Origin of the sequence: Aeromicrobium sp. 50.2.37, assembly GCF_024655735.1 — a bacterium.
Taxonomy (GTDB): Bacteria; Actinomycetota; Actinomycetes; order Propionibacteriales; family Nocardioidaceae; genus Aeromicrobium.
Map to the genome: position 1 here is coordinate 22,990 of NZ_JANLGG010000024.1, position 22,712 is coordinate 45,701.

Genomic DNA, 22,712 nt, shown 5'->3' on the forward strand with positions numbered 1-22,712 from the left:
GTCCCGCCGCTCGTCCCCGGGCCGAGGACCCGCGCACCGCGTACCGTCGGACTCCCGACCTCACGACCAGCCACCACCGTCCGCCCTGATCCAAGGAGCCCCCGATGAGCCTCTACGCCGTCACGAACCCCGCCACCGGCGAGGTCGTCCAGGAGTACCCCACCGCCAGCGACGCCGACGTCGAGAACGCGGTCACGGCCGCGCACGAGGCGTTCCGCACGTGGTCGCGGTCCTCCACCGTGGCCGACCGAGCGGCACTCGTGCGCCGCGTCGGCGCGCTGCACCACGAGCGTCGCGACGAGCTGGCCGCCATCATCCAGCGCGAGATGGGCAAGCCGCTCGAGGAGTGCCTGGGCGAGGTCGACTTCTGCACCGCCATCTACGACTTCTACGCCGACAACGCCGAGGCGTTCATGGCCGACGAGCCGCTCGAGCTGCTCGAGGGCGAGGGATCGGCCGTCGTGAAGCGGACGGCCGTGGGCGTGCTTCTCGGGATCATGCCGTGGAACTTCCCGTACTACCAGATCGCACGCTTCGCCGGCCCCAACCTCGCGACCGGCAACACCATCGTCCTCAAGCACGCACCGCAGTGCCCCGAGTCCGCGGCGGCGCTCGAGCGGATCTTCCTCGACGCCGGCTTCCCCGAGGGTGCCTACGTCAACGTCTACGCCACGAACGAGCAGGTCGCCGACGTCATCGCCGACCCGCGGGTCCAGGGCGTCTCGCTCACCGGGTCCGAGCGCGCCGGTGCAGCGGTGGCCGAGATCGCCGGTCGCCACCTCAAGAAGGTCGTGCTCGAGCTCGGCGGGTCCGACCCGTTCGTGGTGCTGGGCACCTCCGACCTCGACGAGACGGTCGACCAGGCCGTGGCGGCGCGGCTCGACAACACGGGACAGGCCTGCAACGCGGGCAAGCGGTTCATCGTCGTGGAGGACCTCTACGACTCGTTCGTCGAGAAGTTCACCGCAAGGATGCTCGCGGCCGCCGAGGGCATCGCGCCGCTGTCGTCCGTGGCCGCGGCCGAGCGGCTGGCCGACCAGGTGGAGCGTGCCGTCGAGCAGGGCGCGCACCTGGAGAGCGCGGGGGAGCGCGACGGCGCCCACTTCCCGCCCGGCGTGCTCACGGGCGTGAAGCCCGGCGACGACGCCTTCCACGAGGAGCTGTTCGGCCCGGTCGGCATCGTGTTCAAGGTCGGGTCGGAGGAGGAGGCCGTGGAGCTCGCGAACGACACCCCGTTCGGTCTCGGCTCCTACGTGTTCACCGACGACGCGGACCAGGCGCAGCGGGTCGCCGACCGCATCGAGGCCGGCATGGTCTTCGTCAACGGCGTCGGCGCCGAGGGTGCGGAGCTGCCGTTCGGCGGCGTCAAGCGGTCCGGGTTCGGCCGCGAGCTCGGGCGCTTCGGCATGGACGAGTTCGTCAACAAGAAGCTCATCCGCACGGTCGGCTGAGCGCCGCACCCCGACGGAGTGGCCGGTCCCGCGTCATGACCGGGGTCCTGCTCCGTCCTCGTAGGTGCCGGTCCCGCTCGGCAACAGGGCGGGCGGGGCCGGCACCCCGGGCCACGGCGGCGTCGCCGCGAACGGCCTGATCGGCCCGGACTAGGCTGGCGACCGTGGCCTACGACGCGCTGTTCTCGACGGTCTTCGCCCGCATGGACCCCGAGGTCGCGCACGAGCAGGCGTTCCGGGCGATCCGCCTCGGGGGCCGCCTCGCGGCTCCGCTCACGTCGGTGCCCCCGGCGCCCCGCACCGTGATGGGGGTGGAGTTCCCCAACGCGTTCGGGCTGGCGGCGGGCTTCGACAAGAACGCCCGCGCCGTCCCGGGGCTGCTGGGTCTGGGCTTCGGGCACGTCGAGGTCGGGACGGTCACGGCGCGCCCGCAGTCGGGCAACCCACGGCCGCGCCTGTTCCGTCTGCTCGAGGACGAGGCGATCGTGAACCGGATGGGGTTCAACAACGACGGCGCGGCCGTCGTGGCGGCCCGCCTCCACCGCCTGCGCCGCACCCGTACCGGCGCCGACGCGGCGATCGGCGTCAACATCGGCAAGACGAAGGTCGTGCCGGCGTCCGAGGCGGTGGCCGACTACGTGGAGAGCGCGCGCCTGCTCGCCCCGTACGCGAGCTACCTCGTGGTCAACGTCTCGAGCCCGAACACCCCGGGCCTGCGCGACCTGCAGGCCGTCGACGCGCTGCGGCCCATCCTGGAGGCGGTCCGTGGTGTCACCGAGCGCGCCGCCCCCGGCGGGGGTGCCGGGCCCTGGGCGGCGACGGCGCCCGGGGGTGCCGGGCCGTGGGTGGCCAACAGCAGGGTTCCTCTGGTGGTCAAGATCGCGCCGGACCTCGCCGACGCCGACGTGGACGCGGTGGCCGACCTGGCGCTCGAGCTGGGCCTGGACGGCATCAGCGCGACCAACACGACGATCGCGCGCCCGGACTCGCTGCGCACGGCCCGGGCGACGGTCGAGGCGGCCGGGGCCGGTGGCCTGTCGGGCCCGGTCCTGGCGGACCGCTCGACGGAGGTGCTGCGTCGGCTCAGGGCGCGTGTGGGCGACCGGCTGGCCCTGGTCGGCGTCGGTGGCGTGACCACCCCACAGGACGTCCGCGACCGGCTCGACGCGGGTGCGGACCTGGTGCAGGCGTACACCGGGTTCGTCTACGGCGGGCCGCTGTGGCCGGCCCGTCTGGCCCGCGCTTCCGGGCGCTGAGCGCCCCCGGCGAGGGAGGGGCACCCCCCGATTTCGTCCTGCGCCGACCATTGGGTACTGTTGGCTGTCGGCTTGCCCCTTTAGCTCAGTCGGCAGAGCGTTTCCATGGTAAGGAAAAGGTCTACGGTTCGATTCCGTAAAGGGGCTCTGAGAGACGAGGGCACTCGTCCCTCCGCGGCTGGGTAGCTCAGGTGGTTAGAGCACACGACTCATAATCGTGGTGTCGCGGGTTCGAGTCCCGCCCCAGCTACCGAAGTTCCCCCAGACGCGCACAGCACCACCCCCAGACCAGAAGAGGCGAGACCAGTGGCGAGCAAGAGCTCCGACGTTCGACCCAAGATCACCTTGGCTTGCACCGAGTGCAAGGAGCGCAACTACATCACCAAGAAGAACCGTCGCAACGATCCCGATCGTCTCGACCTCAAGAAGTTCTGCCCGCGCTGCAAGACCCACCAGGTCCACCGCGAGACGCGCTGAGCTTCCGCACCACCGTCACGAGACCCCCGGCCGCACGGCCGGGGGTCTCGTGCGTCCCGGGGAGCACCGGCCGAGAGCGCCTCTGCTCCCCGGGGCCCGACTCGTCAGAGGTAGGTGAGGCACCGAACCACGGGCGCAGGTAGATGTCGAACCTCATCCGGGCCCGATTCGGTGCCCCACCTACCTCTGACGTCATGGTTCGGTGCCTCACCTACCTCCCACGGCCGTGGGTGCGGGTCCTAGGCTCGACGCATGGATCTCGCGCAGCTGACCACCCTGCGCCTCGGGGGGCCGGCGCGCGACGTCGTCGAGGCCACCACCGAGCAGGAGCTCGTCGACGCCGTGCGGGCGGCCGACGACGCCGGCGTCCCGCTCCTGCTGGTCGCGGGTGGCAGCAACCTCGTGGTCGGTGATGCCGGCTTCGACGGGACCGTGGTCCTCGTGCGCACGACGGGACGCCAGGTCGACGCCGACGCCTGCAGCGGCGCCATGGTCACCGTGCAGGCGGGGGAGTCGTGGGACGCGCTCGTCGCCCTGGCCGTCGAGTCCGGCTGGGTCGGGCTGGAGGCGCTGTCGGGCATCCCCGGGTCCGTGGGGGCCACACCGATCCAGAACGTCGGGGCCTACGGCCAGGAGGTCGCGCAGACCATCGCCTCGGTGCGGGTCTACGACCGTACGGAGCGGCGGGTGCGCACCCTCTTCGCCGTCGACTGCGGGTTCGGCTACCGGCACAGCCGCTTCAAGGCCGAGCCCGGCCGGTTCGTGGTGCTCGCCGTGGCGTTCCAGCTGCGTCTGGGCGACCTGTCGGCGCCCGTCGCGTACGCCGAGCTGGCCACCCGCCTGGGCGTCGACGTGGGCGACCGCGCCCCCCTGGCCGACGTCCGCGGGGCGGTGCTCGCGCTGCGGGGTGCCAAGGGCATGGTGCTCGACGCGGACGACCACGACACGTGGAGTGCCGGGTCGTTCTTCACCAACCCCGTCCTCGACGCCGACGCTGCCCGGCGTCTGCCCGAGGAAGCCCCGCGGTTCCCCCAGCCCGACGGCACCGTCAAGACCAGCGCGGCCTGGCTCATCCAGGCCGCCGGTTTCGAGCGCGGTCATGCGGCGCCCGGTGGGCGGGCCGCGGTCTCCTCCAAGCACACCCTGGCCCTCACGAACCGCGGCGACGCGACGGGCGAGGACCTGCTCGCCCTGGCCCGGGAGGTGCGCGACGGCGTGCGCGACGCCTTCGGCATCACGCTCGTGCCGGAACCGGTGCTCGTCGGCTGCACGATCTGAGCGGTCCCGCGGACGTTCCTCGCGGAGGAGGGTCAGTACCCCGTGTCCGCCGACAGCTGTAGGTGAGCCTGCACGGCGAAGCCCACCAGGACGAGCAGGCCGACGACGACCAGCGCCGTTGCGAGCGCGCCGAGGACCATGCCGGCCGACGCTCGTCGTCGGCCGAGCCACCGGGTGGGGTCGCGGTCGATCTCGCGACGCGTCGAGACCCCCAGGTGCCAGACGTACGGACCGAGCAGGGCGGGCAGCACGAACACGGCCCCGACGACGGACAGCAGACCCAGCACGTAGGCCCGGTCCGCACCGGGATGGACGGCGGGCCCGGGGCGGTCGACGTCCGGCACGTCGGTGCTGCTCACGACGTCCGCCACCGGTCGACGTCGGCCAGGGCCGCGGCCTTGAGGTCGTCGGGGGCGTGCGAGCGGCGCAGGGACATCGCGGCGAGGTCGGCCAGCTCGTCGTCGCTGAAGTCCTGCGCGGCCCGCAGGACGTTGTACTGGCCGGCCAGCCGCGAGCCGAAGAGCAACGGGTCGTCGGCGCCGAGCGCGACGTCGACTCCGGCCTCGACAAGGGTGCGCACCGGCACCTCTTCCAAGGTGGCGTAGACGCCGAGCGCCACGTTGGAGGTGGGGCACACCTCCAGGGCCACGCCGGCCTCGGCGACCCGGTCGAGCACGGCCGGGTCCTCGCTCGAGCGCACGCCGTGGCCGAGGCGGGTGGGGTGCAGGTGGTCGAGGCACTGCGCCACATGGGCAGGTCCGCGCAGCTCGCCGCCGTGGGGCACGAGCGAGAGCCCGGCCCGCTCGGCGATGGTGAAGGCCGGGGCGAAGGCGGCCGTGTCACCCCGCCGCTCGTCGTTCGAGAGCCCGAAGCCGACCACACCGCGTCCGGCGTACTGCCCGGCCAGGCGCGCCAGCGTGCGGGCGTCGAGGGGGTGGCGGGTGCGGTTCGCGGCCACCACGACCGCCATGCCGGTGCCGACACGCTCGCCCGCGTCGCGGGCGGCGTCGATGACGAGGTCGGTGAACGCGGTGATGCCACCGAACCGGGCTCCGTAGCCGGACGGGTCGACCTGGATCTCGGTCCACACCGCGCCGTCGCGGGCGTCGTCCTCGGCCGCCTCCAGGACCAGGCGCCGCACGTCGTCCTCCGTGCGCAGCACCGAGCGGGCCACGTCGTAGAGCCGCTGGAACCGGAACCAGCCCTTCTCGTCGGTGGCCACGAGCTGGGGCGGCCACTCCTCGACGAGGGCAGGCGGCAGCCGGATGCCGTCGCGCTCCGCGAGCTCCACCAGGGTCGCGTGGCGCATCGACCCGGTGAAGTGCAGGTGCAGGTGCGCCTTGGGCAGCGTGGCGACGGGCCTCACGGGGTGAGGGCCTCCGCCACGTACGAGCGGGCGCCGCGTGCCTCGAGCCCCGCCCGGACCCGCTCGATCGTGCCAGGTCGCACCAGCACGTGGAACAGCATGGCGGGCACCCCCACGACGACCGCGAGGACGAACGGCCACGGGCCCTCGTCGAGCACGAACGACAGCGCCAGCGCGGCGATCAGCGGGGCCTCCGTCAGGACGAAGCGCAGGATCATCGTTGTCTGGAACGCCTGGACCGAGGCCCGCCGGGCGTCGGCCTCGTCGAGCCCGGGCTCCAGCGCGGCCACGCGGTAGCCGATCGTCTGCGCGGCGACGAAGCCGAGGACCACGGCACCGAGCGCGACGGCCGCGCCGACCACCGAGAGCTCGCCCTGGTCGGGAGGCAGCACGAACAGGATGGCGACCAGCACGATGATCGGCGACGTGCCCAACGTGAGCGCGAGGATGCGCAGCGAGCGACCGGGGGACGGGGCGGGTTGGGCGACGCTCATGGCGTCACCGTATCGGCCGGTGCCGACCCCGCGCCCGTCCACCGCCGGGTGCGTCGCCCGTGCGCCGGGAGGGCCCGCGACTACTGCGAGGCGCGGGCGGCACGCTCGACCGCGTCGGCCACGCGGTGGTGGACCTCCGGGTGGAAGACGCTCGGCACGATGTAGTCGGCATTGAGCTCGTCGTCCTCGACGCACGCGGCGATGGCCTCGGCCGCCGCCAGGAGCACCGGCACGTCGATGCCGTGGCTGTGGGCGTCGAGCAGACCGCGGAAGATCCCCGGGAAAGCCAGCACGTTGTTGATCTGGTTCGGGTAGTCCGACCGACCGGTGGCGACGACGCGCGCGTGCTCACGGGCGAGGGCCGGGTCGATCTCCGGGTCCGGGTTGGCGAGGGCGAACACCACGGCGTCGTCGGCCATCGTCGCCACGTCGGCCGCACCGAGCAGGCGCGGTGCACTGACGCCGATGAAGACGTCGGCGTCGACGAGGGCGTCCTTCAGGGTGCCCGAGACGCCACGCGGGTTGGTGTTCTCCCCGATCCAGGTGAGCGTGGGGTCGGTGTCGCCGCGCTCCGTGGAGACGATGCCGTCCACGTCGCACACGACCACGTCGCGCAGGCCGGCTCCGAGGAGCAGCCGCAGGATCGCGGTGCCGGCGGCGCCGGCGCCCACCAGCACCACGCGCACGTCCTCGAGCGACTTCTCGACCACGCGCAGGGCGTTGCGCAGCGCGGCCAGCACCACGATGGCGGTGCCGTGCTGGTCGTCGTGGAAGACGGGGATGTCGAGCCGCTCGCGCAGGCGTGCCTCGATCTCGAAGCACCGCGGCGCCGAGATGTCCTCGAGGTTGATGCCGGCGAACCCGGGGGCCACGGCGGCGACGGTCTCCACGATCTGGTCCACGTCCTGGGTGTCCAGGCACAACGGCCAGGCGTCGATGCCGCCGAAGGTCTTGAACAGGGCGGCCTTGCCCTCCATGACCGGCAGGGCCGCGTGCGGGCCGATGTTGCCGAGACCGAGCACGGCCGAGCCGTCGGTGACCACGGCGACGCTGTTGCGCTTGATGGTGAGGCGCCGGGCGTCCTCGCGGTCGGCCGCGATGGCCTGGCAGATGCGGGCGACGCCGGGGGTGTAGACCATCGAGAGGTCGTCGCGGTTGCGCAGCGCGTGCTTGGAGGCGGTCTCGATCACCCCGCCGAGGTGCATGAGGAAGGTGCGGTCGGAGACCTTCTTGACGGCGACGTCGGGGATCGCCCGCAGCCCCTCGACGATGCGGTCGGCGTGGGCGGTGTCGCCGGCGGCGATCGTCAGGTCGATGCGCAGGGCGTCGGCACGCGAGGCGGCCACGTCGAGCGCGGTGACGATGCCACCGCTGGACTCCACCGTGGTCGTCAGGTGGCTCACGGCGGTACCACCGGCCGGCACCTCGAGGCGCACCGTGATGGAGTGGGACACGTTCGGGGCGGGGGACGCGCCGACGGCACTTTCGGTCGTGGAATGGCTCACGATCCTCTGTTCTACGGGACCGGGCGGGTTACCCGCGAGTCGTGCACATTGAGTTCACGCAGGGGTGCACCTCGACGGGGCTCGGCGACCTCCGGGCCGGGGGCGGCGACGAGCCCTGCCGGTCGGTTCGACTCGGCCGGTGCGCACCCCGTACACTGGACGGACCGGTGAGATCTCACTCTGTTTCGTCATGCCCTCGTGTCCTGCACGCAGGACGGGGGAGACGGTCCGAGGCGCCGGTGGACGGCACTAGCTCAACTGGCAGAGCATCGGTCTCCAAAACCGAAGGTTGGGGGTTCAAGTCCCTCGTGCCGTGCCAGCACCAGCACCACATCGCACCATCCAGACCAGCACGACCAACGAAGGGGACACCGTGAGCGATCGCCACGAGACGTCGGCCACGAAGGAACGGCGCACGTCGCCGTTGACCTTCTACCGGCAGGTCGTCGCGGAGCTGCGCAAGGTCGTGTGGCCCACGCGGCCGCAGGTCGTCAACTACTTCTTCGTCGTGCTCGTCTTCGTCCTGATCATGATGGCGTTCGTCGCCGGCCTGGACTACGGGTTCGGCAAGGCGATGTTCGCCGTGTTCGCGTGAACTGCAGAGGAAACCAGTGACTGAACAGTCCCCCGAGACGAGCAACGTCGAGGTCGAGGAGCTCTCCGACGTCGAGGCGTCGGACGAGTCCGCCGCGTCGATCGACGCGGCACCCGAGGTCGAGGACGTGCCCGAGGGCGCCGACGAGACCGTCGACGCCGACCAGGCCGCCGAGGCCGAGGTGGACGCCGAGCTCGACGCCGACGTCCCTGCCGACGAGGCCGGCGCCGACGAGGAGTCCGGCGAGGACGCCCCCGTCGACGCGCTCGCGGAGTTCCGCGAGCGGCTCTACAGCCAGTTCGGCGACTGGTACGTCGTGCACACCTACTCCGGCATGGAGAAGCGGGTGAAGGCGAACCTCGAGAACCGCATCACCTCGCTCAACGCCGAGGACTACATCTTCGAGATCGTCGTCCCCACCGAGGAGGTCGCCGAGATCAAGAACGGGCAGCGCAAGCTCGTCAAGCGCACCGTCCTCCCCGGCTACGTCCTGGTCCGCATGGACCTCACCGACGAGTCGTGGGGCGTCGTGCGCCACACCCCGTCGGTCACCGGCTTCGTGGGCAACTCCCACCAGCCGGTGCCCCTCAGCCTCGCCGAGGTCGAGCAGATGCTCGCCCCGGCGGTGGAGGCCGAGGTCGCCCAGCAGGCGGCCGACGCCCCCGAGCAGCAGCAGGCCGCCTCGTCCCCGAAGGTCGAGTTCGCCGACTTCACGACGGGTGACTCCGTCATGGTCGTCGACGGTCCGTTCGCCACGCTCCACGCGACGATCACGGAGATCAACCTCGACGCGCAGAGGGTCAAGGCCCTCGTCGAGATCTTCGGTCGCGAGACCCCGGTCGAGCTGAGCTTCACCCAGATCCAGAAGGTCTGAGCCGGCTCCTCCGGCCTGCACCACCCATCCACAGAAGGACCCGAAGAACAATGCCTCCCAAGAAGAAGGTCGCCGCACTCGTCAAGGTGCAGCTCAACGCCGGCATGGCGAACCCGGCGCCCCCCGTCGGTACCGCGCTCGGCCCGCACGGCGTGAACATCATGGAGTTCTGCAAGGCGTACAACGCCGCCACGGAGTCCATGCGCGGCAACGTCGTCCCCGTCGAGATCACGATCTACGAGGACCGCTCGTTCACGTTCGTGACCAAGACGCCGCCGGCCGCCGAGCTGATCAAGAAGGCCGCCGGCCTGTCCAAGGGCTCGTCCACGCCGCACACCGACAAGGTCGGCAAGCTCAGCAAGGACCAGATCCGCGAGATCGCCACGACCAAGCTGCCGGACCTGAACGCCAACGACCTCGACCAGGCCATGAAGATCGTCGAGGGAACCGCCCGCTCCATGGGCGTCACCACCGACTGACACACCCACCCCGACCAGCAACACGTGGCAGGGCCGGCTGGGCCCGCGAGACCACACCTGGTGCACACCGAAGGAAGCCAGACATGACACAGCACAGCAAGGCGTACCGCGCCGTCGCCGAGAAGATCGACAAGGACGCCGTCTACACCCCGCTCGAGGCCACCACGCTGGCCAAGGAGTCGGGCAGCAAGAACTACGACTCCACGGTCGACGTCTCCGTCCGTCTCGGCGTCGATCCCCGCAAGGCCGACCAGATGGTGCGCGGCACCGTCAACCTGCCCCACGGCACCGGCAAGACCGCCCGGGTCCTGGTCTTCGCGACCGGCGCCAACGCCGACGCCGCCCGTGAGGCCGGCGCCGACCACGTGGGTGCCGACGAGCTCGTCGACAAGGTCAACGAGGGCTGGCTCGACTTCGACGCCGTCGTCGCGACGCCCGACATGATGGGCAAGGTCGGTCGTCTCGGCCGCGTCCTCGGCCCGCGCAACTTGATGCCGAACCCCAAGACCGGCACGGTGACCACCGACGTCGCCAAGGCCGTCGGCGACATCAAGGGCGGCAAGGTCCAGTTCCGCGTCGACCGTCACGCCAACCTGCACTTCGTGATCGGCAAGGCCTCGTTCTCGGCCGAGCAGCTCGCCGAGAACTACGGCGCGGCCCTCGAGGAGATCCTGCGTCTCAAGCCGGCCAGCTCCAAGGGTCGGTACCTGAAGAAGATCACCGTCTCCACGACGAACGGCCCGGGTGTCCCCGTCGACACGACGCACCTGCGGAACTTCACCTCCACCGACGAGGCCTGAGCCTGCGTCGACCTCGAACCCCCTCCGCCCCTCGGATGGAGGGGGTTCGTGCGTGCGGAGCGCGTCGCGACCTCAGTGGTGGGGCAGGATCAGCATCACGCGTGACTGCGGCGCGTCCTGGACCGTGACGTAGCCGCCCACCGACTCGGCGGTCACGGCGGCCTCGTCCAGGCCGTCGACACCGGCGTCGCCGTGCAGCACGCCGCTCGGCAGGCGGCGCGGGCCCTGGTCGCTCACGCGGACGCGCAGCACGGTGCGCAGCACCGAGACGTCGACGGTGACCGTGCCCGTGCCCGCCTCGCTCGCCTGCGCCAGCAGGGCGTCGAGGACCTGCTGCACCGGCTCGGTGGCCACCTTGGCCGGCACGGGTCCGGACGATGCGAGGACGAGCTCGCGCCCGTGGGCGGACAGCCGGTCCCGCCAGCGCTCGGCGACGGTGGAGGTGAGGTCGACGAGGTCCACGTCGACCTCGACGTCGAGCGCGTCGTCGCGACGCTCCTCGAGCAGCTCGGTGACGGCGACGCCCAACCGGTCCACGGCGACGATCGCGCTGGTCAGCTCCGCGGCCACCTCGGGCGGCACCTGCCTCCACAACGCGAGGTCCTCCAATGAGAGGCGCAGGGCGGTGATCGGGGTCCGGAGCTCGTGCGATGCGTTCACGGCGAGCGAGCGCTCGCGCTCCAGCAGGACGTCGAGTCGTCGACCGGTGTCGCGCAGCGCACGACCCAGCTCGTCGGCCTCCCGGACCCGGTAGCGGGGGACCGGCGTGTCGAAGCGGCCGGCGCCGATCTCCGCGGCCACGACCGACAGCTCGCCGAACGGACGGGCGAAGCGCCGTGCCATGACCACCGCCACGACGCCCGCGACCGCGGCGAGCGCGAGGGAGAGCAGGACCAGGGGCAGGACACCGGCCGAGACGCGGTCGGCCATCGACCGGCCGGAGACGCTGAGGGTCACGCTTCCACCACCGTCGACCGACCGGGTGCTGCGGGGGCCGTCGCCGGTGACCGTCCCTGCGGTGATGGGCGTCCCGGCGGGGGTCCGGTAGTCCACGCGCTCGTCGTCCCGCAGCAGGGACGTGAAGTAGTCCTGGTCGACCGTGGCCCCCGCGGCCAGCCGGGCGCCGACCGCGGCCGCCACCAGGGCAGCGGTGCGGTCGGTGCGCTCGCGCTCCTGGTCCTGGACGACGTCGGCCACCACGTAGGACGCCGCGACGGCGAACAGCGCCAGCACGAGCAGGGTCAGCCCGACGAACGTCGCGACCAGACGGTCACGCATCCGCGGCGTCGATCTCCCAGCGGAAGCCGACGCCCCGCACCGTCACGACACGGCCCGGGGCGCCGGCGTCCTCGAGCTTCTGGCGCAGTCGACCGATCGTGGTGTCCAGCGTCTTCGTGGAGCCGAACCAGTTCTCGTCCCACACCTCGTCCATCACGCGCTCGCGCGTGACCACGCTGCCGCCGGCGGCCTCGACCAGGGCCAGCACGTCGAACTCCTTCACCGTCAACGTGAGCTCGGAGCCATTCACCCAGGCGCGTCGGGTGTCGCGGTCGACGCGGACACCGTCGGTCGCCGGATCCTCGGCGGACGCGACGGCGGTCACGGGATCGAACCTCGCGCTGCGCCGCAGCAGGGCCCGCACGCGGGCCAGCAGCTCGGCGAGGGCGAAGGGCTTGGCGAGGTAGTCGTCCGCGCCGACGTCCAGGCCGACGACGCGGTCCAGCTCCCCACCCCGGGCGGTCAGGATCATGATGCCGCCCTCGAACCCGTCCGCCCGGGCTCGTCGGCAGACCTCGAGCCCGTCGAGGTCGGGAAGTCCGAGGTCGAGCAGCACCAGGTCGACGCCGCCGCCGGCCAGCCGCTCGAGAGCGTCGGTGCCGGTGGCCACGCGCTCGACCAGGTGGTCCTCGCGCTCCAGGGTGCGGATCAGGGGAGCGGCGATCTGGTCGTCGTCCTCGACGATCAAGAGAGTGTGAGACACCTCATCGAGCATAGAGGTCACCTGCGGACACGCGCTCCTGCTCGGGTGCCACGACGAGGGCCAGGGCGACGGCGGCCGTCAGCCCGAGCGCGAGCGTCGTGACGTCGACCGGGTGCGCGGTCGACCCGGGAGGGCCCACCGTGCTCGCGAGCACGACGCCCGCGACCGTCGCCAGGGCCACCGCGGCCGCGGCCACCCGGGACTCGATGCACCTGGCCGTGCACAGCCGGACCGCTGCGAGGAGCGCGACGCCGGCCAGGACCCCGAGGAGCACCGCCGTGTACGGCTCGTGCGCGGTGGACGCCGCCGCCCGCCCGAGCAGCAGTCCGAGGAGGGCGGTGCCTGCCGGGGCGAGGCGGGACGCCTCGACGCGCGCCATCAGAAGTCCCGGTCGGCCGTGCCGGTCTCGGCGGCCGGAGCCGTCGAGCACTTCTGGCCGGACAGGTCGGTGGCGGTCGCGGACGGCGTCCACAGCATGGTGGGCGTGCTGCTGACGGTGCGCAGTCCCGACCCGGAGGTCACGGCGCCGAGCCTCACGGTCACGACGGTGCGGGTCGAGGTGCCGACGGTCACGGTCGTGGCCGTCATGCTGCCGGCCCACTGGACGGTCTTGCCGCTCTTGACGTAGTCCGCCTTCAGGTTGACGGCGCCGAGGTTGGCCCCGGTCACGTCGAGCGTGTCGTCCTTGGCGCCGCCGCCGACCAGGTTGCCGTCGCGCAGTCGCACGGTGACGGCCTTGGCGGTGCCGTCCCACCCGGACACCACCGAGGCGAGGTTCAGCTTCTCGCTGTAGGTGAGGGTGACCGTGTCACCGTTGTCCAGACGACCCACGGTGCCGCCGCCGTTGGCGGACTGGACGTCCAGCGTACGCACCGGGCTGTTGTCGACGAGGCGGCCGCCGACGACCGCGGAGGTCGTGACGGTGCCGCGGGCGTCGACCAGCTGGGCGCGCAGGTCGTAGCTGCCGTCGCCGACGGTCCTGGTGTCGAACGCGCACGTGTACGGGGCGGTCGTGGCGGAGCAGACGTCGGTCCACGTGGTGCCGCCGGACGGTGCCCGCTGGATCCTGACGGAGGCGACCCCGGCGGAGGAGTTGGCCGCTGCGGTCAGCGTGACGGTGCCGGTGAGGTACTGGCCGGGGTCGTCCAGCGACACCGAGGAGACGGTGTTGTCGACGACCCGGTTGGCCACGGTCGCGGAGATCGACTGCAGCCCCGCGGCGTCGGTCGCCACGGCTCGGAACGCGTAGGTGCCGCCCGCCAGGGCCGTGGTGTCGTAGCGGCACGACCACGGCGCGGAGGTCACGGTGCACAGCGTCTTCCACGTGCCGGTGGTCCCCGGCGAGTACTGCAGCTCGACCGTCTCGACCCCGGAGCCGGCGTCGGTGGCGGTGGCGGCGAAGGTGCGCGTCCCGCTGAGCGGCGTGCCCGGGTCGGTCATGCTGACGGCCGGCTTGGTGTTGTCGACGAGCACGTCGGTCTGGACCGTCGACGCGGAGCCGGAGTAGGTGGCGCGGAGGTCGTACGCGCCGTCGGGCACCGAGGTGGTGCTCCACTGGCAGGTGGTGGCCGTGTTGATCAGCAGGAAGGCACTGCACGCCGTCGCCCAGCGGGTCGTCCCGGCCGGTGCGTACTCGAGGCGGACGGAACCGAACGTGAGGCCTGCGTTGTAGACGGTCATCGATGCGGTCTCGGTCCCGGTGAGGACCTCGCCGAGCGGAGCCAGGACGACGGCGAAGGTGTTGGCGACGTAGGTCCGGACGACCTCGGAGGTGGTGCTGTAGCCGGCCTTGTCGGTGGCGATCGCCCGCAGGTCGTACGGGCCGTCCGGCGTCGCGCCGTTCGCCCGGGTGTCCCACGTGCAGGAGTAGGGGGCGGTGGTGTCGGTGCACAGCGTGACCCAGCTCGAGGCGTCGGCGGGCTGGTACTGCAGGACCACCTGGGCGACGCCCGACTGCGCGTCGCTCGCGGTGGCGGTGATCGTCGTGGTGCCGCTCACGGTTCCACCGGCGGGCTGCGTGACCGCGACGGTCGGCGGTGTCCAGTCCGACGCGGCCGTCACGGTCCCGACCGGGTTGACGGTGCGGGCCGAGAAGCTGGCCGAGGAGAAGCCGGTCACGGAGAACGCGAGCGCGGCCAGGAGGACGACGACGCCCGCCAGCGGCGCGCGGCCCCGCTGGGGCGACGGTGCTCGGTGGCGGGCGTTCATGCTCATGTCCTCAACGGTAGGGAGATCGACTCCACGGGGACCCCACGTGAAGGTCACACGACCTCCACGGAACCCGTCAGGAGTGGACGGGTGCGGGGATGGGGATCGCGACGGGGACCACGGGGGTGATCGGCTGGGCAGGTGCCTCGGCCCGTTCGCGGCGTCCGCCGCTGCGCAGGGCGCCGATCAGCTGGACACCGCTGGCGAGGGCGATCAGGCCGGCCGGCACGCCGATCACGATCAGCCGGACGTCGCGGTCGGCGAGCGCCACGAGGGCCCAGCCGACGTGCGGGACGTGGAACTCGACCACGGGCTGGTCCGGCGCGGTGAGGGAGAAGGACCAGGGGTCGGGCTGGGGGTTGGCGTCGCCCTGGGTGCGGAACAGACGGGCTCCGCTCTCGGACCTGCCGATGTCGATGATGCGGTGCGTCACGAGGTTCGTGACGCCGCTGTCGGCCGGGGGCTGGTAGGTGATCACGTCGCCGACGGCGAGGTCGGCGACGGGGGTGGCCTTCTCGAAGGCGATCGCGCCCTTCTCGATCGTGCCGGACATGGACCCGCCGGTGATGACGTACCGCTCGTAGCCCAGGAGGCTGGGCGTCAGGTAGGCCAGTCCGGCCACGGTCGCCACGAGCAGGAGGGAGTTGACGATGACCGGGAGGACCCGGCCTGCGCGTCGGGGGGTGCGGCGGTGCGGGATGGTCATGGCGTGCTCCTTCTCCTGCTCGTGGCGGGTGGTCGTACCGTGCGGTCCCTCTCCTCGTACGAGGACCTGCACGCGTCGTGCGTCCGGCCGTGGCCCGCGAACCCGGTGCAGGTGCGCGGACCATCCCTGTCGGCCGGGGGACACCCGGACGTCGGCCTCCCTCACGGTCGGCGTCCGGGTGAGGCTCACTGGTTGGTGGTGGTCGCCGAGAGCTGCGTGGAGTCCCAGCTGTACGCGGCGGAGGCGGTCTTGCCCTGCTGCGTGTTGTCGGCGGTGTCGGCGAGGCGCACCGAGAAGGTGTAGGTGTTGACGACGCCGGGCTCGACGGTGCCCAGGGCGTTCTTCTTGCCGTCGACGAGGCCGCCGAAGGAGCCGTTGTACACCTGGGTGCCGGAGGTCGTGTTCGTGATCGTGAGCGACAGGGCGTCGTCGGCGAACTGGTTCGTCGAGGTGGTCTCGGTCAGGCTGAACGCGGCCGGCAGCGAGCCGGTGTTCGTGATGGCCAGGCTGCCGTTGACGACGTCGCCGGGCTTGATGTTCGTGAGGTTGAAGACGGCGGCGTTGCTCTTGGAGTTGGTGTGCGTCAGCGTGCCGGAGGTCACCGAGCTGATGGTGTTGGCCGTGCTCGAGGTGAACGTGGCACCCGAGCCGATGGCGACGGCGCCGGCGGCGAGCAGGGTGGCGAGGGGGACGAGGACCTTCTTGGTGTTCATGGCGGTTCTTCCTGTGTGGACCGGTGGGGTTCGACCGTGGTCGAGGTGATGGCTAGAACGCTACGGAGCCCAGATCCACACGTTTGCCCCACGAGGTCCCCACGACCTCCACATCTTCGAACCTCTCGGCGGCTACCTCGTCGGGAGCTCGAACCACACGGCAGCGCCACCGGTGGGTGAGTCGTCCACGCCCACCCGGCCCCCGTGCGCGTGGACGAGACGCCGTGTGGTCGCCAGGCCGATCCCGTGCCCGCCGGGGTCCTCGCCGCGGTCGAACAGGTCGAAGATCGACGTCCGACGCGAGGGCTCGATGCCGCGGCCGTTGTCCGCCACGACGACCCGCCAGGCGTCGGGGCGGCGCTCGGCGCTGACGACCACCTGGGCGGGCACGCCCTCGCGGGTGAACTTCAACGCGTTGGTCAGCAGGTTGAGCACGACGGAGTAGAGCATGTCGGCGTCGGCGGCCACGGTGGGCAGCGACTCGACGGTGATCGTGGCCCCGCCGCGGCGCACGACGGGCTCCAGGTCCGCGAGGGCCAGCGTGAACACGTGCTCCAGCGGCGTCTCGACGAGCGACAGCTGCCCACCCCGCACCGCGAAGTCGAGCATCTCCTCGATCATGCGGTTCATGCGCCGACCCGCCTCCGACACGGCGCGCACGACGGCTCCGAGGTCGTCGTGGGTGACCACCACGGGCTCGGTCTCGAGCAGCTCGGCGTTGGCGAGGATGGCGGTGAGCGGGCTGCGGAGGTCGTGGCTGACCTGCCCCGCGAAGAGGGCCAGGTGGTGGTTGGCCCGCTCCAGCTCGCGGGTGCGCAGACGCAGCTCGAGGACGTCCATCACCTGCCCGGCCACGGTGCGCAACGAGACCTCCTGCGCGGGGGTCAGCGTGCGGGAGGCCTCGTCGAAGAGGCACAGGCGCCCGAGGTGCACGTCGTCGGGCGTGATCAACGGCGACGACGCGTAGAAGCGCACGTGACCGATGTCGCCGGTGACGAACGGGTTGGTGCGGAACCGCTCGTCCTGCGTCGCGTCGGGCACGACGACGTTCCCGACCTCGGCCATGACCGCGGCGCACATGGAGTCCGACCGCGAGCAGACCGACGGCTCGATGCCCGCCGTCGCGACGATCTGGTGCTGCTGGTTGCGCGTGATGATGTTGATGGCCGCGCCCGAGACGTCGCACGCCTGGGCGACGAGGTCCACGAGGGCCTGGAGGTCGCGGCCCACCGGCTCGGTGAGCACGGCGTAGCGCTCCAGCTCCTGCTCCTGCTGCTCGATCGTTCCCCCGACGACGGTGCTCATCCGGACCTCCTCAGTCGCTGTGACCGACCATGTCACACCGGCTGCGGCTCTGCGAGGTGCCACGATCCGCCTCTCCGTCGCCGGACGGACGTCCGGACGGTGCCGGTCGGAGGCTGGATCGACGAAAATGAGAGGTACGATCCAGACATGAACCTGCGCCTCAAGAAGTCCGCCGCCGCGGTGGCCATCGTCCTGACCGCCGGCCTCGGCCTCGCCGCCTGTGGCGGTGACGACTCCTCCAGCGCCAAGGGCGACACGTCCTCCGTCGGCGAGAAGGCCGACACCGAGCTCACCCAGGAGAACTTCTTCACGGAGGTGACCAAGGCCCAGCAGGACGCCAGGACCAGCCACGTCGAGATGGCGTTCGGCGTCGGTGGCCAGGACATCAAGGCCTCCGGCGACGTGTCGACCGGCAAGACCGCGGCCGACTCCGCCATGAGCATGACCATGACCCTCGGCGCCCAGGGCGAGATGGAGATGCGTCTCGTCGACGGCGTCCTCTACATGAACATGGGCGCGATGTCGCAGAACAAGTTCGCGAAGATCGACCTCACCGACAAGAGCAACCCGCTGGGCGAGCAGTACGGCAGCCTGCTCGACAGCGTCGATCCCTCCAAGCAGATCGAGCAGATGCAGGAGGCCGTCACCGGCTTCGAGCAGAAGGGCGACGCCGAGAAGCTCGACGGCGTCGAGGCCACCCCGTACGTCGTGACCGTGGACTCCAGCAAGCTCACCGAGCAGCTGGGTGCCACCGGCCAGGACGCCGCCCAGGTCCCGGAGACCCTCACGTACACGATGTACATCGGTCCGGACAACCTGCCGCGTCGCATCCTGATGGACGTCGCCGGCACCAAGATGACGATGGACTACACCAAGTGGGGCGAGGACGTCACCATCGAGGCGCCGGCGAAGGACCAGATCTCCGACGTCGACCTCTCCCAGATGGGTGGCGCCTGAGCCCGAGCGAGCCCGCCCGGCACGTGCCGGGTGACGCCGCTCGTCCCGACAGCACCCGAGCCCCCGTCGCACCGATTTGGTGCGGCGGGGGCTCGTGCGTAGACTGAGCAGGCCGAAGACCGCTGGCCGGGTCCCGTGAGGGATCCGCGAAGTGCCTCGAACGAGGCGGCCCGCGCAGGTGTCCTTCCGAGGTTGGTTCATCAGTTCCTCCCGACGACGAGCACCGCAGTGCGTGCGTCGGTCGAGGCAACGACCACCAGAAGGAGACCCATGGCAAGCCCGGACAAGGTTGCTGCCGTCGCCGAGCTCACGCAGAGCCTGCGCGACTCCGACGGCATCGTCCTCACCGAGTACCGCGGTCTCACCGTGAAGCAGCTGCAGGAACTGCGGCGCTCGCTCGGTGAGGGTGCGAGCTATGCCGTCGCCAAGAACACGCTGACGAGGATCGCGGCCAAGGAGGCCGGGGTCGACCTGTCGGACGACCTGCTCACCGGCCCGACCGCCATCGCCTTCATCAAGGGCGATGTCGTCGAGGCCGCCAAGGGTCTGCGTGACTTCGCGAAGGCCAACACCACCCTCGTCATCAAGGGAGGCTTCCTCGACGGGAAGTCGCTCGATGCCGACGAGGTCAAGAAGCTGGCGGACCTCGAGTCGCGCGAGGTCCTCCTCGCGAAGCTCGCCGGCGCCATGAAGGGCAGCCTTCAGAACGCCGCGTCCCTCTTCAACGCCCCGCTCGCCCAGACGGCCCGCCTCGTGGCGGCCCTCGAGGCGAAGAAGGCCGAAGAGGCTCCCGCCGAGGCTTCTGCCGACACTGCTGCCGAGGCCCCCGCGGCCGAGGCGGCACCCGAGGTCGAGGCTCCCGCCGAGACCGCCAACGACACTGCGTCTGACGACGCGGGCACCGAGGGCTGACCGCCCGATTCACATCGGGACCCCCTCGGGGTCTCATCAACGAAAGGACGCCACATCATGGCGAAGCTCAGCACCGACGAGCTGCTCGACGCATTCAAGGAACTGACCCTCATCGAGCTCTCCGAGTTCGTGAAGGCCTTCGAGGAGACCTTCGAGGTCACCGCCGCTGCCCCCGTGGCCGTGGCCGCTGCCGGCGCCCCCGCGGCTGCCGGTGGTGACGCCGGCGGCGACGCCGCCGAGCAGGACGAGTTCGACGTCGTCCTCGAGTCGGCCGGCGACAAGAAGATCCAGGTCATCAAGGAGGTGCGCGGTCTCACGAGCCTCGGCCTGAAGGAGGCCAAGGACCTCGTCGAGGGCGCTCCGAAGCCCGTCCTGGAGAAGGTCGCCAAGGACGCCGCCGAGAAGGCCAAGGAGGCCCTCGAGGCCGCCGGCGCCACCGTCACGCTCAAGTGACCTGGCTGTCAGCCTGACGTCCTCGTGACGTCGACGCAGACCCCCGCCGCCCCGGTTCCGACCGGGTCGGCGGGGGTCTCGTCATGTCCGGGCGCGCCCGTCGTGAGGCCGACGGGCGGGCCGAACGACAGGGGGCAGGACGTGACCGAGGCCACCTTTGTGACTCGCAGTTGCATGAGGTACGGTCTCTGAGACCTGCGACACGTTACTCGCGGGTCATCACGACGGAGCGAACTCGTAACCGAGTCGCCCGAAATTCGTTAGGCTGGGTGGCCCGGGTCACATCGACTGCGGGCCCGGTACGGGGACCGGCCGAGCTGGAGTGGAGGAGGGGTCCGTGGGCGTCGAGGTCAAGGTCGAGAACCTGACGAAGAGCTTCGGTTCGCAGCTGATCTGGGGCGACGTCTCGTTGACCCTCCCCGCAGGCGAGATCTCCGTGATGCTCGGTCCGTCCGGCACGGGCAAGTCGGTGTTCCTCAAGACGCTGATCGGTCTGCTGAAGCCCGACGAGGGCCACATCTGGATCGAGGGCGTCGACATCGCGACGTGCAAGGAGAAGGAGCTCTACGAGATCCGCAAGCTGTTCGGCGTGCTGTTCCAGGACGGCGCCATGTTCGGCTCGATGGACCTCTACGACAACTGCGCGTTCCCGCTGCGCGAGCACACCAAGAAGTCCGAGTCCGAGATCCGTCAGATCGTCATGGACAAGATGGACATCGTCGGTCTGGCCGGTGCGGAGAACAAGCTCCCCGGCGAGATCTCCGGCGGCATGCGCAAGCGCGCCGGCCTGGCCCGCGCCCTCGTGCTGGAGCCCGAGATCCTGCTGATCGACGAGCCCGACTCCGGTCTGGACCCGGTGCGCACCGCCTACATCAACCAGCTGTTCATCGACCTGAACGCCCAGATCGACGCCACGTTCCTCATCGTCACGCACGACATCAACTCCACTCGCACGGTGCCCGACAACATCGGCCTGCTCTACCACAAGCACCTGGCGATGTTCGGCCCGCGCGAGATGCTGCTGTCGAGCACCGAGCCCGTCGTCGCGCAGTTCCTCAACGCCCAGCGCGTCGGCCCCATCGGCATGTCCGAGGAGAAGGACGCCGACGAGCTCGCGGCCGAGTCCGAGATCGAGATGCCGCCGCTGCCGCCCATCCCGCGCCAGCTCGAGCCGTCCGACGGCCGTCCTCGCGTCGCGCAGCGCGAGCCGGGTGCCTGGTGCCGCGACAACGGCATCACGCCCCCGCCCGGGTCGTTCGACGAGAACATGAGCCTCGCTCCGGGCAGCACCGCGTGAGCGCAACCAAGATCGCGGCGCCCGCACGGATCGCAGGTGGCCTCTTCGCCTTCATGCTCGACGTCACCGTCGCGCTGTTCCGGCGACCGTTCCAGCTCAAGGAGTTCCTGACCCAGGCCTGGTTCATCGTCACCGTGACGATCGTGCCGACGGCCCTGGTCTCGATCCCCTTCGGCGCCGTCATCGCCCTCCAGGTCGGCGGGCTCATCAAGCAGTTCGGTGCGCAGTCGTTCACCGGCTCCGCCGCGGTGCTGGCCGTCGTGCGCGAGGCCGGCCCGATCGCCACCGCGCTGCTGATCGCCGGAGCCGCCGGCTCGGCCATCGCGGCCGACTTCGGCTCGCGCAAGATCCGCGAGGAGCTCGACGCCATGATGGTGCTGGGCATCGACCCGATCCAGCGCCTCGTCGTGCCCCGCGTGCTCGCCGCGATGCTCATCGCCGTCTTCCTCAACGGCCTGGTGACGATCGTCGGTGTCGCCGGTGGCTACGTGTTCAACGTCGTGCTCCAGGACGGGACACCAGGGGCCTACCTGGCCTCGTTCACGGCCCTGGCCCAGCTGCCCGACATGTACCAGGGCATGGTGAAGGCCGTCATCTTCGGCTACATCGCGGCCATCGTGGCCGCGTACAAGGGGATGAACGCCAAGGGCGGGCCGAAGGGCGTGGGCGACGCGGTCAACGAGGCGGTCGTCATCACCTTTCTGCTGCTGTTCATCGTGAACTTCTTCGTGTCGTCCATCTACATCCAGCTCGTCCCACCGAAGGGGATGTGACATGGCGACGAAGATCAGTGCCGTCTACGAGCGCCCCGCGGCAGCGCTGGAGGGCCTCGGCACCCAGCTGCTGTTCTACCTGCGCGTCCTGCGGGCCATCCCGTTCACGATCAAGAACTACAGCCGCGAGATCCTGCGGCTGCTGGCCGAGGTTGCGCTCGGCTCCGGCGCCCTCGCCGTCATCGGCGGAACCGTTGGCGTCATCGTGGCCATGTGCTTCTTCACCGGAACCGAGGTCGGCATCCAGGGCTTCGCCGCGCTCGACCAGCTCGGCACCGCTGCACTGTCCGGCTTCGTCTCGGCCTACTTCAACACGCGTGAGATCGCGCCGATCGTCGCCGGCATCGCGCTCGCCGCGACCGTCGGCTGCGGCTTCACCGCCCAGCTCGGCGCCATGCGGATCTCCGAGGAGGTCGACGCGCTCGAGGTCATGGCCGTGCCGTCGATGCAGTTCCTCGTCACCACGCGCGTGCTGGCCGGGCTCATCGCCGTGGTCCCGCTCTACGTCGTCGGCCTGCTGTCGTCCTACTTCGCGACCAGGTTGACGATCACGCAGTTCCTCGGGCAGAGCACCGGGACCTACGACCACTACTTCTCGACGTTCCTGCCACCGGGTGACGTGCTGTGGTCGTTCGGCAAGGTGCTGATCTTCGCCGTCGTGGTGATCCTGATCCACTGCTACTACGGCTACTACGCCTCCGGCGGACCTGCGGGCGTGGGTGTGGCCGTGGGCCGCGCGGTCCGCACGTCGATCGTCGCCGTCAACGTCGTCGACCTGCTCGCCTCCATGGCGATCTGGGGCACGACTGTCACCGTCAGATTGGCAGGTTGA

Annotated in this window: 25 protein-coding genes and 3 tRNA genes; 17 read left to right on the forward strand and 11 right to left on the reverse strand. The window is 70.9% G+C overall.

Features of this window, described 5'->3' with window-relative positions:
- Positions 1 to 104: 104 nt before the first annotated feature.
- From NUV38_RS13215 to NUV38_RS13240, 6 genes are all read left to right on the forward strand, one after another.
- Complete coding sequence (locus NUV38_RS13215; protein ID WP_257729571.1) at positions 105 to 1,451, forward strand: NAD-dependent succinate-semialdehyde dehydrogenase; 1,347 nt, start codon at positions 105 to 107, stop codon at positions 1,449 to 1,451.
- Between the two features lie 164 nt (positions 1,452 to 1,615).
- The gene (locus NUV38_RS13220; RefSeq protein ID WP_257729572.1) at positions 1,616 to 2,707 is read left to right on the forward strand and encodes a quinone-dependent dihydroorotate dehydrogenase; all 1,092 of its coding nucleotides are present in this window, start codon (positions 1,616 to 1,618) and stop codon (positions 2,705 to 2,707) included.
- Between the two features lie 74 nt (positions 2,708 to 2,781).
- Positions 2,782 to 2,854 (forward strand) — tRNA-Thr (locus NUV38_RS13225).
- Between the two features lie 29 nt (positions 2,855 to 2,883).
- Positions 2,884 to 2,957, forward strand: a tRNA-Met gene (locus NUV38_RS13230).
- Between the two features lie 56 nt (positions 2,958 to 3,013).
- On the forward strand, positions 3,014 to 3,184 hold the full coding sequence (rpmG, locus tag NUV38_RS13235; RefSeq protein ID WP_055964149.1) for a 50S ribosomal protein L33: 171 nt from the start codon (positions 3,014 to 3,016) through the stop codon (positions 3,182 to 3,184).
- A 252-nt stretch (positions 3,185 to 3,436) separates the two neighbouring features.
- On the forward strand, positions 3,437 to 4,462 hold the full coding sequence (locus NUV38_RS13240; RefSeq protein WP_257729573.1) for a UDP-N-acetylmuramate dehydrogenase: 1,026 nt from the start codon (positions 3,437 to 3,439) through the stop codon (positions 4,460 to 4,462).
- A gap of 32 nt (positions 4,463 to 4,494) precedes the next feature.
- Here NUV38_RS13240 and NUV38_RS13245 read toward each other — a convergent pair whose 3' ends face one another.
- From NUV38_RS13245 to NUV38_RS13260, 4 genes are all read right to left on the reverse strand, one after another.
- Positions 4,495 to 4,821 carry a hypothetical protein gene (locus NUV38_RS13245; RefSeq protein WP_257729574.1) on the reverse strand — a complete coding sequence of 109 codons (327 nt, stop codon included), beginning with the start codon at positions 4,819 to 4,821 and terminating at the stop codon, positions 4,495 to 4,497.
- Positions 4,818 to 5,828: an adenosine deaminase gene (locus NUV38_RS13250; protein WP_257729575.1), complete on the reverse strand. Its 1,011-nt coding sequence runs from the start codon at positions 5,826 to 5,828 to the stop codon at positions 4,818 to 4,820. The genes NUV38_RS13245 and NUV38_RS13250 overlap by 4 nt, the downstream gene beginning before the upstream one ends.
- The gene (locus tag NUV38_RS13255; RefSeq protein WP_257729576.1) at positions 5,825 to 6,322 is read right to left on the reverse strand and encodes a hypothetical protein; all 498 of its coding nucleotides are present in this window, start codon (positions 6,320 to 6,322) and stop codon (positions 5,825 to 5,827) included. The genes NUV38_RS13250 and NUV38_RS13255 overlap by 4 nt, the downstream gene beginning before the upstream one ends.
- Before the next feature lie 80 nt (positions 6,323 to 6,402).
- Positions 6,403 to 7,827 (reverse strand): NAD-dependent malic enzyme, encoded by a 1,425-nt coding sequence (locus NUV38_RS13260; RefSeq protein ID WP_257729577.1) that lies wholly within the window; start codon positions 7,825 to 7,827, stop codon positions 6,403 to 6,405.
- Between the two features lie 243 nt (positions 7,828 to 8,070).
- Between NUV38_RS13260 and NUV38_RS13265 the strand changes: the two genes are divergently transcribed.
- The 5 genes from NUV38_RS13265 to rplA all read left to right on the forward strand — a co-directional run bounded on the left by NUV38_RS13265 (position 8,071) and on the right by rplA (position 10,575).
- Positions 8,071 to 8,146: transfer RNA gene (locus NUV38_RS13265), tRNA-Trp, on the forward strand.
- A gap of 54 nt (positions 8,147 to 8,200) precedes the next feature.
- Complete coding sequence (secE, locus tag NUV38_RS13270) at positions 8,201 to 8,422, forward strand: preprotein translocase subunit SecE (RefSeq protein ID WP_055964164.1); 222 nt, start codon at positions 8,201 to 8,203, stop codon at positions 8,420 to 8,422.
- A 16-nt stretch (positions 8,423 to 8,438) separates the two neighbouring features.
- Positions 8,439 to 9,296, forward strand: a complete 858-nt coding sequence (gene nusG / locus NUV38_RS13275) for a transcription termination/antitermination protein NusG (RefSeq protein WP_257729578.1) — start codon at positions 8,439 to 8,441, stop codon at positions 9,294 to 9,296.
- 50 nt (positions 9,297 to 9,346) lie between these two features.
- Complete coding sequence (gene rplK / locus NUV38_RS13280; RefSeq protein WP_055964170.1) at positions 9,347 to 9,775, forward strand: 50S ribosomal protein L11; 429 nt, start codon at positions 9,347 to 9,349, stop codon at positions 9,773 to 9,775.
- Between the two features lie 83 nt (positions 9,776 to 9,858).
- A complete protein-coding gene (gene rplA, locus NUV38_RS13285; protein WP_257729579.1) occupies positions 9,859 to 10,575 on the forward strand; it encodes a 50S ribosomal protein L1 in 717 nt (238 codons plus the stop codon).
- A gap of 72 nt (positions 10,576 to 10,647) precedes the next feature.
- Here rplA and NUV38_RS13290 read toward each other — a convergent pair whose 3' ends face one another.
- From NUV38_RS13290 to NUV38_RS13320, 7 genes are all read right to left on the reverse strand, one after another.
- Positions 10,648 to 11,853 (reverse strand): HAMP domain-containing sensor histidine kinase, encoded by a 1,206-nt coding sequence (locus NUV38_RS13290; protein WP_257729580.1) that lies wholly within the window; start codon positions 11,851 to 11,853, stop codon positions 10,648 to 10,650.
- A complete protein-coding gene (locus NUV38_RS13295) occupies positions 11,846 to 12,568 on the reverse strand; it encodes a response regulator transcription factor (protein WP_308219700.1) in 723 nt (240 codons plus the stop codon). Before NUV38_RS13295 ends, NUV38_RS13290 begins: the two co-directional genes overlap by 8 nt.
- Positions 12,558 to 12,935: a hypothetical protein gene (locus NUV38_RS13300; protein ID WP_257729582.1), complete on the reverse strand. Its 378-nt coding sequence runs from the start codon at positions 12,933 to 12,935 to the stop codon at positions 12,558 to 12,560. The genes NUV38_RS13295 and NUV38_RS13300 overlap by 11 nt, the downstream gene beginning before the upstream one ends.
- Entirely contained in the window at positions 12,935 to 14,770 is a 1,836-nt protein-coding gene (locus NUV38_RS13305; RefSeq protein WP_257729583.1) for an Ig-like domain-containing protein, read from the reverse strand. The genes NUV38_RS13300 and NUV38_RS13305 overlap by 1 nt, the downstream gene beginning before the upstream one ends.
- Positions 14,771 to 14,840: 70 nt before the next feature.
- Positions 14,841 to 15,470, reverse strand: coding sequence for a signal peptidase I (locus NUV38_RS13310; RefSeq protein WP_257729584.1), 630 nt, complete (start codon positions 15,468 to 15,470; stop codon positions 14,841 to 14,843).
- Between the two features lie 185 nt (positions 15,471 to 15,655).
- The gene (locus NUV38_RS13315; RefSeq protein ID WP_257729585.1) at positions 15,656 to 16,183 is read right to left on the reverse strand and encodes a CalY family protein; all 528 of its coding nucleotides are present in this window, start codon (positions 16,181 to 16,183) and stop codon (positions 15,656 to 15,658) included.
- A 132-nt stretch (positions 16,184 to 16,315) separates the two neighbouring features.
- Positions 16,316 to 17,488 (reverse strand): GAF domain-containing sensor histidine kinase, encoded by a 1,173-nt coding sequence (locus tag NUV38_RS13320; protein ID WP_257729586.1) that lies wholly within the window; start codon positions 17,486 to 17,488, stop codon positions 16,316 to 16,318.
- 147 nt (positions 17,489 to 17,635) lie between these two features.
- Between NUV38_RS13320 and NUV38_RS13325 the strand changes: the two genes are divergently transcribed.
- From NUV38_RS13325 to NUV38_RS13350, 6 genes are all read left to right on the forward strand, one after another.
- The gene (locus NUV38_RS13325) at positions 17,636 to 18,445 is read left to right on the forward strand and encodes an LppX_LprAFG lipoprotein (RefSeq protein ID WP_257729587.1); all 810 of its coding nucleotides are present in this window, start codon (positions 17,636 to 17,638) and stop codon (positions 18,443 to 18,445) included.
- A gap of 270 nt (positions 18,446 to 18,715) precedes the next feature.
- Entirely contained in the window at positions 18,716 to 19,357 is a 642-nt protein-coding gene (gene rplJ, locus NUV38_RS13330; RefSeq protein ID WP_257729588.1) for a 50S ribosomal protein L10, read from the forward strand.
- Between the two features lie 57 nt (positions 19,358 to 19,414).
- Positions 19,415 to 19,810 carry a 50S ribosomal protein L7/L12 gene (gene rplL / locus NUV38_RS13335; protein ID WP_257729589.1) on the forward strand — a complete coding sequence of 132 codons (396 nt, stop codon included), beginning with the start codon at positions 19,415 to 19,417 and terminating at the stop codon, positions 19,808 to 19,810.
- Between the two features lie 337 nt (positions 19,811 to 20,147).
- Positions 20,148 to 21,107 (forward strand): ABC transporter ATP-binding protein, encoded by a 960-nt coding sequence (locus tag NUV38_RS13340; RefSeq protein WP_257729590.1) that lies wholly within the window; start codon positions 20,148 to 20,150, stop codon positions 21,105 to 21,107.
- A 53-nt stretch (positions 21,108 to 21,160) separates the two neighbouring features.
- The gene (locus NUV38_RS13345; RefSeq protein WP_082480398.1) at positions 21,161 to 21,880 is read left to right on the forward strand and encodes an ABC transporter permease; all 720 of its coding nucleotides are present in this window, start codon (positions 21,161 to 21,163) and stop codon (positions 21,878 to 21,880) included.
- A gap of 1 nt (position 21,881) precedes the next feature.
- Positions 21,882 to 22,712: an ABC transporter permease gene (locus tag NUV38_RS13350; RefSeq protein WP_055964208.1), complete on the forward strand. Its 831-nt coding sequence runs from the start codon at positions 21,882 to 21,884 to the stop codon at positions 22,710 to 22,712.